The organism is Arthrobacter globiformis, from assembly GCF_003261175.1.
Lineage (GTDB): Bacteria > Actinomycetota > Actinomycetes > Actinomycetales > Micrococcaceae > Arthrobacter > Arthrobacter globiformis_A.
The window spans coordinates 1-15,822 of record NZ_QLNP01000105.1 but is presented as its reverse complement, the minus strand read 5'-3'; the positions used below and the strand labels follow the sequence as shown (position 1 = coordinate 15,822).

General features: G+C 65.7%; 17 protein-coding genes. 8 read left to right on the top strand and 9 right to left on the bottom strand.

All coding sequences use genetic code 11. The annotated features are described in order from the left end of the window. Window positions 1-41: 41 nt before the first annotated feature. Window positions 42-827, bottom strand: a complete 786-nt coding sequence (locus tag DBZ45_RS20875) for a TIGR00730 family Rossman fold protein (RefSeq protein WP_111905737.1) — start codon at window positions 825-827, stop codon at window positions 42-44. Between the two features lie 106 nt (window positions 828-933). Here DBZ45_RS20875 and DBZ45_RS20870 point away from each other — a divergent pair, with 106 nt between their 5' ends. The 4 genes from DBZ45_RS20870 to DBZ45_RS20855 all read left to right on the top strand — a co-directional run bounded on the left by DBZ45_RS20870 (window position 934) and on the right by DBZ45_RS20855 (window position 4,252). Beyond that, window positions 934-1,689, top strand: coding sequence for an amino acid ABC transporter ATP-binding protein (locus DBZ45_RS20870; RefSeq protein ID WP_111905736.1), 756 nt, complete (start codon window positions 934-936; stop codon window positions 1,687-1,689). Window positions 1,690-1,777: 88 nt separating this feature from the next. Then, window positions 1,778-2,665: a glutamate ABC transporter substrate-binding protein gene (locus tag DBZ45_RS20865; RefSeq protein ID WP_111905735.1), complete on the top strand. Its 888-nt coding sequence runs from the start codon at window positions 1,778-1,780 to the stop codon at window positions 2,663-2,665. A gap of 100 nt (window positions 2,666-2,765) precedes the next feature. Beyond that, the gene (locus DBZ45_RS20860) at window positions 2,766-3,416 is read left to right on the top strand and encodes an amino acid ABC transporter permease (RefSeq protein WP_111905734.1); all 651 of its coding nucleotides are present in this window, start codon (window positions 2,766-2,768) and stop codon (window positions 3,414-3,416) included. Further along, on the top strand, window positions 3,413-4,252 hold the full coding sequence (locus DBZ45_RS20855; RefSeq protein WP_111905733.1) for an amino acid ABC transporter permease: 840 nt from the start codon (window positions 3,413-3,415) through the stop codon (window positions 4,250-4,252). The genes DBZ45_RS20860 and DBZ45_RS20855 overlap by 4 nt, the downstream gene beginning before the upstream one ends. Before the next feature lie 71 nt (window positions 4,253-4,323). Here DBZ45_RS20855 and dapE read toward each other — a convergent pair whose 3' ends face one another. Next, a complete protein-coding gene (gene dapE / locus DBZ45_RS20850) occupies window positions 4,324-5,448 on the bottom strand; it encodes a succinyl-diaminopimelate desuccinylase (protein ID WP_111905732.1) in 1,125 nt (374 codons plus the stop codon). Window positions 5,449-5,587: 139 nt separating this feature from the next. Here dapE and dapD point away from each other — a divergent pair, with 139 nt between their 5' ends. After that, window positions 5,588-6,616, top strand: coding sequence for a 2,3,4,5-tetrahydropyridine-2,6-dicarboxylate N-succinyltransferase (dapD, locus tag DBZ45_RS20845; RefSeq protein WP_111905731.1), 1,029 nt, complete (start codon window positions 5,588-5,590; stop codon window positions 6,614-6,616). 78 nt (window positions 6,617-6,694) lie between these two features. Then, window positions 6,695-7,543 (top strand): hypothetical protein, encoded by an 849-nt coding sequence (locus DBZ45_RS20840; protein WP_111905730.1) that lies wholly within the window; start codon window positions 6,695-6,697, stop codon window positions 7,541-7,543. 42 nt (window positions 7,544-7,585) lie between these two features. Here the strand turns inward: DBZ45_RS20840 and DBZ45_RS20835 are convergent, their stop codons facing one another. The 5 genes from DBZ45_RS20835 to fdxA form a co-directional block, all read right to left on the bottom strand. Continuing rightward, window positions 7,586-8,197, bottom strand: a complete 612-nt coding sequence (locus DBZ45_RS20835; RefSeq protein ID WP_111905729.1) for a hypothetical protein — start codon at window positions 8,195-8,197, stop codon at window positions 7,586-7,588. An 89-nt stretch (window positions 8,198-8,286) separates the two neighbouring features. Further along, a complete protein-coding gene (locus tag DBZ45_RS20830; RefSeq protein ID WP_111905728.1) occupies window positions 8,287-8,925 on the bottom strand; it encodes a TetR/AcrR family transcriptional regulator in 639 nt (212 codons plus the stop codon). Between the two features lie 125 nt (window positions 8,926-9,050). After that, window positions 9,051-10,352, bottom strand: a complete 1,302-nt coding sequence (locus tag DBZ45_RS20825; protein WP_111905727.1) for a citrate synthase — start codon at window positions 10,350-10,352, stop codon at window positions 9,051-9,053. A 240-nt stretch (window positions 10,353-10,592) separates the two neighbouring features. Beyond that, on the bottom strand, window positions 10,593-11,732 hold the full coding sequence (dapC, locus tag DBZ45_RS20820) for a succinyldiaminopimelate transaminase (RefSeq protein WP_111906005.1): 1,140 nt from the start codon (window positions 11,730-11,732) through the stop codon (window positions 10,593-10,595). 13 nt (window positions 11,733-11,745) lie between these two features. After that, entirely contained in the window at window positions 11,746-12,072 is a 327-nt protein-coding gene (gene fdxA, locus DBZ45_RS20815) for a ferredoxin (RefSeq protein WP_102973806.1), read from the bottom strand. Window positions 12,073-12,226: 154 nt separating this feature from the next. Between fdxA and DBZ45_RS20810 the strand changes: the two genes are divergently transcribed. Together DBZ45_RS20810 and DBZ45_RS20805 are read left to right on the top strand one after the other, a co-directional pair. Beyond that, on the top strand, window positions 12,227-12,484 hold the full coding sequence (locus DBZ45_RS20810) for a putative acetyltransferase (RefSeq protein ID WP_111905726.1): 258 nt from the start codon (window positions 12,227-12,229) through the stop codon (window positions 12,482-12,484). A gap of 84 nt (window positions 12,485-12,568) precedes the next feature. Continuing rightward, window positions 12,569-13,078 (top strand): helix-turn-helix domain-containing protein, encoded by a 510-nt coding sequence (locus DBZ45_RS20805; RefSeq protein WP_111905725.1) that lies wholly within the window; start codon window positions 12,569-12,571, stop codon window positions 13,076-13,078. On the opposite strand, the gene DBZ45_RS20800 is transcribed toward DBZ45_RS20805, so the two are convergent. Next, a complete protein-coding gene (locus tag DBZ45_RS20800; RefSeq protein WP_223257202.1) occupies window positions 13,075-13,461 on the bottom strand; it encodes a hypothetical protein in 387 nt (128 codons plus the stop codon). The genes DBZ45_RS20805 and DBZ45_RS20800 overlap by 4 nt on opposite strands. Window positions 13,462-13,488: 27 nt before the next feature. Continuing rightward, window positions 13,489-15,417: a translational GTPase TypA gene (gene typA, locus DBZ45_RS20795; RefSeq protein WP_111905723.1), complete on the bottom strand. Its 1,929-nt coding sequence runs from the start codon at window positions 15,415-15,417 to the stop codon at window positions 13,489-13,491. Window positions 15,418-15,822: the final 405 nt, after the last annotated feature.

Below are 15,822 nucleotides of genomic sequence, written 5' to 3'. Positions count from 1 at the left end.
ACCCAGGCAGCTGCTGCCCGGGCCGCGTCCCCGGGCTGCTGCTACTCGGGGCGCTGGTCCTCGTCAGAGGACGGAGCCCGGACATGGCCGTGGAGGACGAAATTCACTGCTTCCGCCGGGGTGTCCACCACTTGGATGAGGTCCAGGTCCTTTTCCGAGACCATTCCCTCAGCCACCAGGGTCCCCCTGATCCATTCGATCATCGGACCCCAGAATGACGCGCCCAGCAGGACGATCGGGAACGAGGTCACCTTCTGTGTCTGGACGAGGACCATGGCTTCGAAGAGCTCGTCAAGGGTGCCGAGGCCGCCGGGAAGGACGATGAAGCCCTGGGCGTACTTCACGAACATGGTCTTCCGAGCGAAGAAATAGCGGAAGTTGATGCCGAGGTCCACCCACTGGTTCAAGCCTTGCTCGAACGGCAGCTCAATGCCGAGGCCGACGGAGACGCCGTTGCCTTCCACTGCTCCCCTGTTGGCGGCTTCCATCGAACCCGGTCCGCCGCCGGTAATGACGGCCACGCCGGCTTCGGCCAGTTTGCGCCCCACCTCGACGCCCATGTCATAGAAGGCGCTGCCGGGCTTGGTGCGCGCCGAGCCGAAGACACTGACCGCCTGGCCCAGGTCGGAGAGGGCACCGAAGCCCTCCACGAACTCGCTTTGGATCCGCATGACCCGCCAGGGGTCGGTGTGGATGAAGTGGCCGGGACCCTTGGTGTCGAGGAGCCGCTGATCCGACATCTCCACGGCAGCCTGCTTGCGGCGCAGTTCTAGGGGCCCTTTGCGGCGGGGCTGTACTGATTTCGACGGATCTGCGTTGATGCTCATCCCCCAAGGCTAACCTGCTGACCTGCAGGTATCTCTTGAATTACGATCAGCGGGAAGTTGGGGTGATTCCGGTCATAACCGGGCAATGTTCGCTAGATTCTTACTTATGACTACTCAACTGCCCGGCGATGCACTCGTCTCTCTGAATGCCGTCAACAAGCATTACGGTCAGCTGCACGTTCTGAAGGACATCAACCTCCAGGTCCGCAAGGGCGAGGTGGTGGTGGTCATCGGCCCGTCAGGTTCGGGGAAGTCCACGCTGTGCCGGGCGATCAACCGCCTGGAAACCATCGACGACGGCGACATCGCCATTGACGGCAAGCAGCTGCCCGAGGAGGGCAAGGAGCTCGCCCGGCTGCGCGCCGACGTCGGCATGGTGTTCCAGTCGTTCAACCTGTTCGCGCACAAAACCATCCTGGAGAACGTGACGCTTGGCCCCATCAAGGTCAAGGGCGTCTCCAAGGCGGAGGCGGACAAGGATGCCATGGCCCTGCTCGAGCGCGTGGGCGTGGGCCACCAGGCGCCCAAGCTCCCGGCTCAGCTCTCCGGCGGCCAGCAGCAGCGTGTGGCCATCGCCCGTGCCCTCGCCATGAAGCCCAAGGTCATGCTGTTCGACGAGCCCACTTCCGCGCTCGACCCCGAGATGATCAACGAGGTCCTGGACGTCATGATCCAGCTGGCCAAGGAGGGCATGACCATGATCGTGGTGACCCACGAGATGGGCTTCGCCCGCAAGGCCGCCGACCGTGTGGTGTTCATGGCTGACGGACAAATCGTGGAGGACGCCACTCCCGAGGAGTTCTTCACCAATCCCCAGAGCAGCCGAGCCAAGGACTTCCTGTCCAAGCTGCTTACGCACTGACCACCGAACCAGCAGTCCCCTCCAGCTTCAAGACCACCCGAATTCGCACCCTGGCCGTCACCGGCGGCCGCCCAATGAAAGGAATGTCATGAAGGCATTTTTGACCCGAAGGAAATCCCTTCTGGCAGCAGCATCCGCGGCCATCGCTCTTACACTGAGCGCTTGCGGCGGCGGCGGCACCGGGACCGGCTCCAACCCCTCGCCGGTCGAGAAGCCCAGCTTCGCTGCAGGCACCACCATGGAAAAGATCGCCTCGGCCGGCAAGGTGACCATCGGCACCAAGTTCGACCAGCCGCTGTTCGGCCAGAAGGGCCTGGACGGTAAGCCCGTCGGTTTCGACGTCGAAATCGGTAAGCTGCTCGCTGCCAAGCTGGGCGTCCCCGCGGACAAGATTGAATGGGTCGAGACCGTCTCCGCCAACCGCGAGCAGTTCATCAAGCAGGGCAAGGTGGACCTGATCGTTGCCACCTACACCATCAATGACAAGCGCAAGACTGAAGTCGACTTCGCCGGCCCGTACTACGAAGCCGGCCAGGCGCTGATGGTGACCAAGGACAACACCTCCATCACCAAGCCCGAGGACGTCAAGGGCAAGAACGTCTGCTCCGTAACGGGCTCCACCCCGGCCTCCACCATCGTGGAGAAGTACGGCGCAGTCCTGGTTCCGGCCGCCACTTACTCGGGCTGCCTCGAGCCGCTCCGCAACAAGCAGGTTGAAGCCGTCACCACGGACAACGTCATCCTGGCTGGCTTCGTCAACAAGGAGCCGGACGCGTTCAAGCTGGCTTCCGACGAAACCTTCACCAAGGAGCCTTACGGCATCGGCCTGAAGAAGGGCGACACCGAGTTCCGCAACTGGATCAACGACCAGCTGGAAAGCTTCTCCAAGGACGGCTCCTATAAGAAGGCCTGGGAAGACACGGCCGGAGCGGTCATCAAGACGGCACCGGAACTTCCGGCCATCGACCGCTACTAAGACGATCGTGGCGGTTACCGGCGGCTGTGCATGCCACAGCCTGCCGGTAACCGCCGCTTCCGTTTTCCGCACATTCCCCTGAACGCAGCTAAAGGATCCTATGGACGTCATCATTGAAAGCCTCCCCCAATACTGGGACGGCTTTCTCAGAACCCTGTTCCTGGCCGCCGTTTCCGGCATCATCGCCTTGGTGGCAGGCACGCTGCTGGCCGCCGCCCGAGTGTCCCCCGTTGCAGCACTCCGCGGCTTCAGCATGGCCTACGTTGAAGTGGTGCGTAACACCCCGCTGACCATTGCCTTCTTTTTCGCGGCGGTGGTCCTTCCCCGCCTGGGCGTGACCTTCCAGCAGTTCGAAGTCGCGGCCATCATCGCCCTGAGCGCTTACACCGCCGCCTTCATCGCCGAGGCTGTCCGCTCGGGCGTCAACAGCGTTCCGGTCGGCCAGGCCGAGGCAGCCCGCAGCATCGGCATGAAGTTCGGCCAGGTGCTCTCCCTCATCATCCTTCCGCAGGCGCTCCGCACCGTGATCCCGCCGATGATCAACATCCTCATCGCGCTCGTCAAGAACTCCTCGGTTGCCGGCGCCTTCTACGTGCTGGAGCTGTTCGGCTACGGCAAGCAGCTGGCCAACGACCACGGTGACGCCGTCATGTGGGTGCTGGTGGGCGTTGCCTTCTTCTATCTCCTGATCACCGTGCCGCTGGGCTACCTCGCCCACCAGGTCGAACGAAAGGTGGCGATCGCACGATGAGTTCGGTTCTCTACGACGTCCCCGGCCCCAAGGCCCGCCGCGTCTCGCTGATCGGGTCCGTGATCGGCGTCGTGTTGATCGCCGCCCTGCTGGCCTGGGCCATCATGACCCTGGCCCAGCAGGGGATCTTCCAGGCACAGCGCTGGGCGATCTTCGGCCAGGCTGATGTTTGGTCGCTGATCGCCAGCGGCATCGGCGCGACGCTGGCCGCGGCGGCCATCGCAGCGGTCATCGCCTTTCCGCTGGGGCTTCTGCTGTGCCTGATGCGCATCTCCGACGTCGCCTGGATCAGGATTCCCACCAGGATCGTGCTCGAGTTCCTGCGGGGCATGCCCGTGGTCCTGATGATGCTGTTTGTGCTGCTGGTATTCGCCACCAGCTCCTTCATCGCCGTAGTGGCCGGCCTGGTCCTGTACAACGCCGCGATCTTCGCGGAGATCATCCGCGCAGGCATCCAGTCGCTCCCCCGCGGCCAGCGTGAAGCGGGTCTGGCGATCGGCCTGACCAGCTTCCAGTCCCGGCTGACCATCGAACTGCCGCAGGCGGTCCGCCGCATGCTGCCGTCCCTCGTGGCGCAGCTCGTGGTCCTGCTGAAGGACACGTCGCTGGGGTACATCGTTGCCTACGCTGAACTGCTGCGCGCAGTGCAGGTGATGGCTGACTTCCTGGGCCCGCAGTTCCTGTTCCCGGTCTTCTTCGTGGCCGCAGCCATCTACATCGCCATCAACCTGGCCGTGTCCCGGCTGGCAATCTGGATCGAGCGGCGCGGTTCCAAGAAGGCCGCCGGCGGAGTGGCGAAGGCCCCCACCGCCGGCGTGTCGACCGTGGTGAAATAGATCGGCAGGCACTAACAGCGAAGGGTCCGCAGCCAACCGGCTGCGGACCCTTCGTGTTTATCTTGCGATACTCAGGACAGCCACGTCTGCAGTGCGCGCAGGCAGGTGCGGACGGCTTCGGCCGCCACGTGTTCGTTGTCCTTGTGGGCCAGCAGCGCGTCGCCGGGCCCGAAGTTCACTGCCGGGATGCCCAGTTCGCTGAAGCGCGCGACGTCGGTCCAGCCATATTTGGGTTTCGGCACGCGGCCCACGGCGGCCACGAAGGACGCGGCGGCAGGGTGATTAAGTCCGGGGCGCGCGCCAGCGGCGCTGTCAGTGCGGACGACGTCGAACCCGTCCAGCAGCGCGCGCACGTGCTCTTCTGCCTGGTCGGGGGTTTTGTCCGGGGCGAAGCGGTAGTTGATCTCCACGACGCAGCGGTCCGGGATGACGTTGCCCGCGGTGCCGCCGTGGATCTTCACCGCGTTCAGGCTTTCGCGGTAGTCCAGCCCGTCCACCGTTACAGTCTGCGGGCTGTAGGCCGCGAGGCGTTCCAGGATGGGCGCGGCCGCGTGGATCGCGTTGCGGCCCATCCAAGCCCTGGCGGAGTGGGCCGCCTCGCCGGAGGTGGTGGCGTGGAACCGCATGGTGCCGTTGCAGCCGCCCTCTACGGTGCCGTCGGTCGGTTCGAGCAGGATGGCAAAGTCGCCGCCGAGGAGCCCGCCGTGGTTCCGCACCAGCCGGCCGAGCCCGCTCTTGACGGCCTCCACCTCCTCATGGTCGTAGAACACGAAGGTGACGTCCTTGCCCGGTTCCGCCCCGCCGTCGAACATGGACGCCGCCAGTGCAAGCTGGACCGCAACGCCGCCCTTCATGTCCGTGGCGCCGCGGCCGTACAGGACGCCGCCGCCGGGGACCCCCGACGGCCAGGTGGACGGCACCGTTCCCAGCGAGCCTTCCGTGACCGGCAGCGGCACGGTGTCCAGGTGGCCCGCCAGGATGACCCGTTCGCTGCGGCCGAGGTTGGTCCGGGCGATGATGGAGTCGCCGTCACGTACCAGCTCCAAGCCGGGGAGCTGGCGGAGTGCCGACTCGACGGCGTCCGCCAACTGGCGCTCGTTGCCGGAGACGCTGTCGATGTCGATAAGCGCGGCGGTCAGCAGTGCCACGTCCTGGCGCAGATCAAGGGTTACGGGGGCTGTTTCGGCAATCACCATCCCACTGTATCCCGCACCTGCCCGTCCCTAACCAGGTGGCAGCCCAGGGCGTTCCCAGCGCCGGGAACGCCCTCAAATGCGACTCAGAGATGTGCGGACCGGTTTCGGTGCGCGCATGTCGCCTCGATAGACTTGGCGCATGACTGAAACCGCTTCTTCCGCCGTGCCCGCTGCCCAGACACTGTCCGACGAGTCCCGTTCGGCCTATGGGTTCGGCGTAGCCACCATCGCCACGCGGAACGGCGAAGCCACCGTGCTGGATGCCTGGTTCCCCGCCCCCGCCCTCGGTGTTGCCGCCGAAAGCCTCCGCGCCGTGGAAAACGCCGACGAAACCCTGACAGACATCGCGGCCGCCGGCACTGACGCCGACCGCGGCACGGAGCAGAAGGTGGTGTTCGTCCAGATCAACCTGGACGAGGCCCCGGCGGACACCGCTGATGCCTACCTGCGCCTGCACCTGCTCTCGCACCGCCTGGTCCGGCCCAACAGCATCAACCTGGACGGCATCTTCGGCAAGCTCCCGAACGTCGTCTGGACCAACTTCGGCCCGTGCGCCGTGGACGGGTTCGAGCTGACCCGCGCCAAGCTGCGCAAGCGCGGCGCGGTCACCGTCTACGGCGTGGACAAGTTCCCGCGCATGGTGGACTACGTCGTTCCGGCGGGCGTCCGCATTGCCGACGCCGACCGTGTGCGCCTGGGTGCCCACCTGGCCGAGGGCACCACCGTCATGCACGAGGGCTTCGTGAACTTCAACGCCGGCACCCTGGGGACCTCCATGGTTGAAGGCCGCATCTCCGCCGGCGTGGTGGCCGGAGACGGCACCGACGTCGGCGGCGGCGCCTCGATCATGGGCACCCTCTCCGGCGGCGGCAAGGAAAAGGTGTCGCTGGGCCAGCGGGTCCTGCTGGGTGCCAACTCCGGCGTCGGCATCAGCATCGGGGACGACTCCGTGGTGGAGGCCGGGCTGTACGTCACGGCAGGCACCCGCGTCCGCCTTGCCGGGCCCAAGGACGCCGACGGCGAGGACACCAGCAAGATCGTCAAGGCCGTGGAGCTGTCCGGCGTGCCAAACCTGCTCTTCCGCCGCAACTCCACCACGGGTGAAGTCGAAGTCCTGCCCCGCCGGGGCCAGACCGTGGAACTGAACGACGCCCTGCACGCCAACTGACGGCACGCCCACCGACCGTGAGGACATAGCCGGCACGTCATCCAGACGGGCGTGCCGGCGGATTGCTGGAGTAACAACGTGACACGCAGACGCAGGCTGCGCAGGGCTGTCATCGGCGGCCTCTCCCTGGTCCTGGTCGCCGGCGGCATCTACACCGCGGCCACTTTGCTGCAGCGCTCCGAGCAGCTGATTACCGAGGAATGCACCGCCACCGTCGGCACGCAGCGGGCCGTCCTGGCCACGGACCAGGCTGCAAACGCGGCCCTGATTACGGCTGTCTCGGTGCGCCGCGGGCTTCCGCCGCGTGCAGCCAGCATTGCCCTGGCCACCGCCATGCAGGAATCCAAGCTTCGGAACATCGGCCACGGCGACCTCGCCGGTCCGGATTCCAGGGGCCTCTTCCAGCAGCGCCCGTCCCAGGGCTGGGGCACACAGGACCAGGTCATGGACCCGATCTACGCCACGAATGCCTTCTTCGATGCCCTCGTGAGGGTGCCCGGCTACGCCACCCTGGAAATCACCGACGCCGCCCAGCGCGTTCAGCGCTCGGCCTACCCCACTGCGTACGCGGAGCACGAGGCGATGGGACGGTCCTTCGCCTCGGCACTGACAGGCGAAACGCCCGCCGCCCTCAACTGCACGCTCCGTTCACCGGACGCCGCCGGCAACACCGACGCCCTGCTGACGCAGCTGGAAGCCGCCTACGGGAACATCCCCACAACCGCCAACGGCCGGACAGTGGAGGTCGACGTCACCGACAGCTATGCCTGGTCCGTGGCCCACTGGGCGGTGGCCAACGCCAAGGACCTTTCGTTGGAACGCGTTGACGTGGACGGAAAGCGGTGGGACAGGAAAGCCCGCAACGGCTGGCAGGATGCGCCGGACGCCGGCGGCGCGGTGGCCATCACGCTTGCTGCCGGGTCCTGAGTCCGCCAGGTCCTGAGTGCGCCGGGTCCTGAATCCGCGGACTTAGACGAGGATCTCCACGACCGGCTGCACGTAGCTGCGGAAAACTTCGGGCTGCGAGAGCAGCTCGTGGCTCATGATGATCTTGTCCGGTTCCAGGTACCACGCCCGCTGCTCATCGAGCGGCAGTTCGATAATCGTCAGCGCAAAGTCCCGCGAATCCCGGCCCACCTCCATCAGCCGGTCCTCCACGATGTCCTCGATGAGGTGCGCGGAGCCTCCGGCCACGCGTTCGGCCTCCAGTTCGGCATACTCCGCGCGCCGCTCCCTGGCCCACGTCAGGGCTGCGCCGAAGTGCGCCTGCAGGACCTTGCGCAACGCCGGCGAGTTGGCAAAGGAGCGGAATCCCGGGGGCGACAGTTCAGGGGACATCTGCGGGTGTGCCTTGAGGAGCTGCTCCCACCAGGCTTCCCACTCGGTTTTCAGGGCGCTGATGCCGCCCACTTCGGCGGTGAGGTGGGAATGGTCCACGTGGCGGACCTTGGGCGCGGCATGCGAAAGCGGCGGAAAGCCCGCACCGTCGAGCCCGGCAACATCACGTATATAAAGGGCAATAAGCATGGGACCCGACGTGTCCATAGTGATTCGCCAGCCTGGACCGCCTGTGTGCTGCATGCGTATGCCTCCTTGGCATCTCGATTTCCACCGCGTTGTGCCGGCAACCCGCTCTCCGGCTTTCAGTCTATTCCCCCAGCCCGGGGAGGTTAATGGCTTGCGCCGACCCTCCTGCGAAGGCCCTCGAGGTGGGATTCGAGCACGTCAAGGCACATTTCCGGGGACATCCAGCCGGGCTGCAGCAGGGCATGCATGACCAAACCGTCCAAAGTGGCCAGCAGGTGTTCGGCCGCAGTCACGAGCTGCGGCGCAGTGTCGGCCCCCTTGGTGTCGTCCGCATGCAGAAGCCGGGTGATCACCCGGCCGATGACGGCAGCCACGGCCCGGTGGCTCCTGTCCGCCTCGGTGGCCAGGAAGGGCCTGATCCTCGCCGCGTTCCGGAACGCCAGCCAGGCGCACGCATCCAGGGCTCGTTCTTCGTCCAGGGGCAGGAATTCGCCCAGCAGTGTTAATACAGCACGGCCCGCGTCCGGGTCACCGGCGGCGGGCCCGAGCCCTATAAGCGCTTTGTTGAGGCGCGTCAGGATGCGGTCGGAAACAGCTGTAAAGGAGTAGTTCAGCAGGTCATCGCTGCTGTCGAAGTAGTGCCGGACGGAGCCCACGGCGAGGCCCGCCTCATCCGCCACTTCCCGCAGGGACGCGCCTTCCAGCCCGTCTGTGGCGATGATCCTGCACACGGCGCCTACGATCTCCTGCCGGCGCTGCGCGGCGTCCACAATTTTCGGCACTCTTGTTTTTAGCACGGGCGTGCGCCGAAACGGCGGCGACTCCCCCACATATGGTCAGCGGTTTAGGTCGTGGTTAAAGCGCGACGGCGGCCGCCCACCTAACGTGGACGGCCGCCGTCGTGATTTCAGCGGGCGGGGTACTGCCGCTCGGGCTCTCCTGTGTAGAGCTGCCGCGGACGGCCGATCTTGGTGTTCGGATCGTTGATCATTTCGCGCCACTGGGCAATCCAGCCCGGCAGGCGGCCGATGGCGAACAGCACGGTGAACATCTTCTCCGGGAAGCCCATGGCCTTGTAGATCAGGCCGGTGTAGAAGTCCACGTTCGGGTACAGCTTGCGCTGGATGAAGTAGTCATCATTCAGGGCCTTCTCTTCGAGGCGCAGGGCGATCTCCAGGAGTTCGTCGTGGCCGCCGAGCTTGCTGAGGATCTCGTGCGCGGTTGCCTTCACGATCTTGGCGCGCGGGTCGTAGTTCTTGTAGACCCGGTGGCCGAAGCCCATGAGGCGGACGCCGTCTTCCTTGTTCTTGACCTTCTCCATGTAGTCCTCGGGCTTGGTGCCGTCGGCCTGTATCTGGCGGAGCATCTTCAGGACGGCCTCGTTGGCGCCGCCGTGGGCGGGGCCGAAGAGGGCGTTGATGCCTGCGGACACGGAGGCGAAGAGGTTGGCGTTGGAAGAGCCCACCAGCCGGACCGTGGAGGTCGAGCAGTTCTGCTCGTGGTCGGCGTGCAGGATGAGGAGCAGATCCAGTGCCTTGGCGACCACCGGGTCAACCTCGTACTGCTCGGCCGGCAGGCCGAAGCTCAGGCGCAGGAAGTTCTCCACCAGGTTGTGGGAGTTGTCCGGGTACAGCATCGGCTGCCCGATCGACTTCTTGTGGGCGTAGGCCGCAATGACCGGCAGCTTCGCCATCAGGCGGATGGTGGAAACCTCCACCTGCTCGTCATTGAACGGGTCCAGCGAGTCCTGGTAGAAGGTGGACAGCGCGGACACAGCCGAGGACAGGACGGGCATCGGGTGCGCGTCCCGGGGGAAGCCGCCGAAGAAGCCCTTGAGCTCCTCGTGCAGCAGGGTGTGGCGGCGGATCTTCTGATCGAAGTCCTCCAGCTCGGCCGGCGTCGGAAGGTTGCCGTAGATCAGCAGGTACGAGACTTCCAGGAAGCTGGAGTGCTGGGCAAGCTGCTCGATCGGGTAACCGCGGTACCGCAGGATGCCTGCGTCGCCGTCGATGTAGGTGATGGCCGACGTCGTGGCAGCCGTGTTCATGAAGCCAGGGTCAAAGGCAACGGCGCCGGTCTGCTTCAGGAGCTTGGAAACGTCGTAGCCTTCGTTTCCCTCAACAACCTTGATGCGCGGAAGTTCGAGTTCGCCGCCTGCGTGGCGCAAGATCGCACTGGTGGTCTCAGTTGCGCTGGTGGTCTCAGTCATGGAGTCCCCTTCATGAGGCCTCTTGGCCTCGCTAGAAAGCTTGATCCAACATCAGGTGAGCCGCGCGGGATCCCGCACGGCGGGACATCCAACGGCCGTGCTGCCTTCTTGTAGAAAGCCACCATTGATAGTCAGTTAAAAACTACCGCCACTTGCGGGCTGCCACTAATCCGGAAGCGCCAAATTATCCTCAAAACGGGCAAGTTGTGGCGCGAGTCACACCATTGTTACGGCGCCGCCCTATGCCAGGCGGGACACCGCGGCGTCGATCCGTTCGTCGGTTCCGGTGAGGGCCACGCGAACATAGCCCTGCCCCGCGTCGCCGTAGAACACCCCCGGACCCACCACAATCCCGCGCTCGGCGAGGCGTGCCACGGTGTCCCAGGTTGCTTCGCCCGCCGTGCACCACAGGTAGAGGCCGGCGGCGGACTCGTGCAGCTTCAGCCCGAAGGCCTCGAGCGCCGGCAGGAGCCGCTCCCGCCGCCCGCGGTACAGATCCTTCTGTGCCTGCACGTGCGCGTCGTCGCCAAGGGCCACGCGCATGGCTTCCTGCACGGGATACGGCACGATCATGCCGGCGTGCTTGCGGCTGTTGACGAGGTTGGCCATGAGGGCCGCATCGCCGGCGACGAAGGCGGCCCGGTAGCCGGCAACGTTGGACTGCTTGCTCAGCGAGTACACGGCGAGGAGTCCGTCGTGGGACGCACCGGCGACGCGCGGATCCAGGATGCTCGGAACAGCCTGTCCCCCGCGCTGAAGGTCCCATTCGCCCCACCCAAGCTCGGCGTAGCATTCATCGGATGCCACCAAGGCGCCGATTTCGCGGGCCTGGCCCACGATCTTCTTCAGCGACGCGGCGTCCCGAACGCTGCCTGTGGGGTTGCCCGGCGAGTTGACCCAGACCAGCCGCACCTTCGCCCGGGTGGCCGCGTCCAGTTCGTCGAGGTCATCAGCCGCAACCGCCGTGGCCCCGGCGAACGTGGCTCCGATGTCGTAGGTGGGGTAGGCGACCGTGGGCCGGACGACGACGTCTCCCGGCATGAGGCCCAGCAGGAACGGCAGCCACGCCACGAGCTCCTTGGAGCCCACGGTCGGCATGACGGCACGGGGGTCCAGCCCCTCGACGCCGCGGCGGCGGGCGAACCACGCGGCGATGGCCTCCCGCAGCGCGGGCGTGCCGTGCACGGTGGGGTAACCGGGCGCATCCGCGGCCGCCGTCAGGGCGTCCTGGATGATAGGCGGCGTCGGGTCCACGGGCGTGCCGATGGACAGGTTGACCGCACCGCCCGGGTGTTCAGCCGCTTTGGCCAGGTACGGCGCCATCGCTTCCCACGGGTAGTCGGGCAGGCTAAGGCCGAAACTGCGCACAGCTATAGTCACGAAGGGGTCCGCCTCAGTGGTCCTGGTTCTGCGGCGGGAGCGCTGCAATCATCGGGTGGTCCTTCCCCGTATTGCCCACCTTGGCGGCGCCGCCCGGGGAGCCGAGGTCGTCAAAGAACTCGACGTTCGCCTTGTAGTAGTCTGCCCACTCCTCCGGGGTGTCATCCTCGTAGTAGATGGCTTCCACCGGGCAGACGGGCTCGCATGCACCGCAGTCGACGCACTCATCGGGATGGATATAGAGGGAGCGATCGCCTTCGTAGATGCAATCGACGGGGCACTCCTCAATGCATGCCTTGTCCTTAACATCTACACACGGCTGCGCGATTACGTACGTCACGTCCCTTGCCTCTCCACGTTGATTCCCGGCGACTGGCCGGTTGCTGCATCCGGCCTGCATGCCGGGCTGTCCACTTCAGAGCCTATTATCTCCCAGGCCAGTCCCGCGAACGAAGCGGGCGCGTCACACTCCGGACGCGTCATACGATGGACCGGTGAGTCAGACAACACCAACGCCCCGGCAGTTCCTGGCCACAGCCCCGGCCGGAACACGCGTGGTGGTGCGGTACAGGATCGACGGCGGCTTTACGGATGCGCTGGGAGACCTCCTGGAGTGCGGGGAAAGTGAGTGCACCGTGCGGACCCGCAGGTCCGACGTCGGCATTCCCCTAGACAGCGTGGTGGCCGCCAAACAGGTGCCGCCGGCACCTCCGCGGCGGAGTTCGCGGCTGACCCCGCCAGCCGCGGAGTGACAACCGGCCTCCCGCGCATTGGCTCCATTTTTGGGGCAGTGATTGGCATACGTCAATCGTTCATTGCTCGTTACACTGGCGTCTATGACACCCCCGCCGGAAAGCGATGATGCAGACCTGGTGGCAAAGGGCCGCGCACTGAGTTCTCCGCTACGGCTGAGGATTCTTCGTCTATGCCTGCACCAGTCACGTACCAACAAGGAGATCGCCGAGCTGCTGGGCCTCAATCCCGCGTCCAGCCTCCACCACGTCCGCACCCTGGTGAGGACCGGGTTCCTGGTGGCCGAGGAGCGCCGGAAAGGGCGGCGGGGAGCCACCGAGGTGCCCTACATCGCCAGCCACAAGTCGTGGAGCACTCCAGTGGACAACGTTGCGCCCATCCTCATCGAGACGTTCCTGCTGGAAACGCGGGACCTTCCGCCCGAGGACATCGAGGTGTGGCGCCTCGGTGTGAAGTTCAACGCCGCCAGGCGAGAGGAAATGCTGGCCAAGCTCCGCGCCGTGATGGAGGAGTACATGGCACTTCCCGCAGACGACGACGGCGAGGCAACCTCACTCATGATTGCCCACCACCGGGACCCGGCGGCAGACTAGCGGGCGGAACTGGACGAGCGGCTGTACCGCCGGCACCAGGCCAGCATCGCGACGGTAACCACCACGATCCCGTAGACCCAGATGCCGCCGGCCAGGTCACCGGCGATGAGCCGCTTGCCCGGCTCCATCCCGGACCACCAGCCGGCCAAGGCATAACAGACCGCGCCGCACACCGCCGTCGGAATCAGCGTCCGGAACGCCGCCCCGAGAAACAGCTGAAGCGACGCCAGGAGCAACAGCGCTGCCACGGCACCCACCGGCAGAGCGGAACCGGCGGCGGCAAGCTCCTGGCCGTGCAGCGCGGTTCCGGCGAGGGCTGCAAAAAGAGCTGCCGGCACGGCGGCGGCCAGGCCGCCTGCCATGCCGGCAGTTCTTCTGTTCACGATTTCAGTTCCCCGCGAAGGGTGCCGTTATGCCTTTGCGCGGGCGCGGTTGGCCTTGGCGCGCTCGTTGGTGTCAAGGATGACCTTGCGGATGCGGATGGCGTCCGGGGTAACCTCAACGCACTCGTCCTCGCGGGCGAATTCGAGGGACTCTTCGAGGGTCAGGTCGCGCGGCGGCGTCAGGTTCTCGAAGGTGTCCGAGGAAGCCGCACGCATGTTGGTGAGCTTCTTTTCCTTCGTGATGTTCACGTCCATGTCGTCGGCGCGGGAGTTCTCGCCCACAATCATGCCTTCGTACACCTCGGAGGTGGGCTTGACGAAGAAGGAGCCGCGTTCCTGCAGGTTGATCATGGCGAACGGGGTCACGACGCCTGCACGGTCAGCCACCATGGAACCGTTGGTGCGGTATTCAATCGGGCCGGCCCAGGGCTCGTAGCCCTCGGAGATGGAGGCTGCGATGCCGGCGCCGCGGGTGTCCGTGAGGAACTTGGTGCGGAAGCCGATCAGGCCGCGGGCGGGAACGATGAACTCCATGCGGCACCAGCCGGTGCCGTGGTTCGCCATGTTGGTCATGCGGCCCTTGCGGGCGGCCATGAGCTGGGTGACGGCGCCGAGGTACTCTTCCGGCACGTCGATGGTCATGTGCTCCATCGGCTCGTGGATCTTGCCGTCGACCGTCCGGGTGACAACCTGCGGCTTGCCCACGGTCAGTTCGAAGCCTTCGCGGCGCATCTGCTCCACCAGGATGGCCAGCGCGAGCTCGCCGCGGCCCTGGACTTCCCAGGCATCCGGGCGCTCGGTGGGGAGGACCTTGATGGAGACGTTACCGATCAGTTCCTTGTCCAGGCGGTCCTTCACCTGGCGGGCCGTGACCTTGGCGCCCTTGACCTTGCCGGCCAGCGGGGACGTGTTGATACCGATGGTCATCGAGATGGCGGGATCGTCAACGGTGATCAGGGGCAGCGGCTGCGGGTTCTCGACGTCGGTCAGGGTCTCGCCGATGGTGATTTCCTCGATGCCGGCGACGGCGACGATCTCGCCCGGGCCGGCGGACTCGGCCGGAACGCGCTCGAGCGCCTTGGTGGCGAGGAGTTCAGTGATCTTGACGGTCTTCAGCTCACCGTTGGCGCGGGCCCAGGCAACCTGCTGGCCCTTGCGGAGGGTGCCGTTGTAGATGCGCAGCAGGGCGAGACGGCCCAGGAACGGGGAGGCGTCCAGGTTGGTGACGTGCGCCTGCAGGACACCTTCCGGGTTGTAGGTGGGGGCGGGGATGTGCTCGATGATCGCGCTGAAGAGCGGCTCGAGGTCCTCGTTCTCCGGGGCAGTGCCGTCGGCCGGCTGCTCGAGGGAGGCGCGGCCTACCTTTGCGGCGGCGTAAACCACCGGGACGTTGAGGATCTTGTCCAGGTCAAGGTCCGGCACCTCATCGGCAAGGTCGGAGGCCAGGCCCAGGAGCAGGTCCATGGACTCGTGGACGACCTCTTCGATGCGGGCGTCGGGGCGGTCGGTCTTGTTGACCAGGAGGATCACCGGCAGGTGCGCGGCGAGTGCCTTGCGGAGGACGAAGCGGGTCTGGGGCAGCGGGCCCTCAGAGGCATCCACGAGAAGAACAACGCCGTCCACCATGGACAGTCCGCGTTCCACTTCGCCGCCGAAGTCGGCGTGGCCGGGGGTGTCGATGACGTTGATGGTGATGGTTTCGCCGTTGGAGGACGGTCCGTTGTAGGCCACCGTGGTGTTCTTGGCCAGGATGGTGATGCCCTTTTCGCGCTCCAGGTCACCGGAGTCCATGACGCGGTCTTCGAGGTGGTTGTGCTCGGCAAAGGAGTTGGTCTGCTTGAGCATGGCGTCCACAAGGGTGGTCTTGCCGTGGTCAACGTGGGCCACAATCGCGACGTTGCGCAGGTCACTGCGAACTGCAGTTGCTACCGCGGTGTTGGTGGTGGTTTCAGACATGCGTTATTGCTCGATTCAGTGGTGAAGTCAGCTGTTGTATCGCGACATTTCCAACCGGAACGCACGACGGATCAGACCCTTTACACAGGGCACCTGCCTCCAGTCTAAACGCTGAGCCATTTATTGGCCTAAAACGGAAACCTCCCCCCACATCCGGCGCGTTACCAAATCGTGAATCCGGCGGCGCGTCACGTGAGCAAAATCACTGGCTTTTCCGAAAGTGATCCACCACTATTGCTAGACCACTTACGAACAGGCCAGGAGTCCACGGATGTTACAAGCCTCGACGCGGGCCCTCCTGATTGGCCCGGTCATCGCCGCCAGCGTGTTTTTGGCCGGCTGCGGCGCGGCGACCGAACCGCCGTCCGGTGCGGGTTCGGCGGCGCCCGCGGTGCCGCGTGCCGC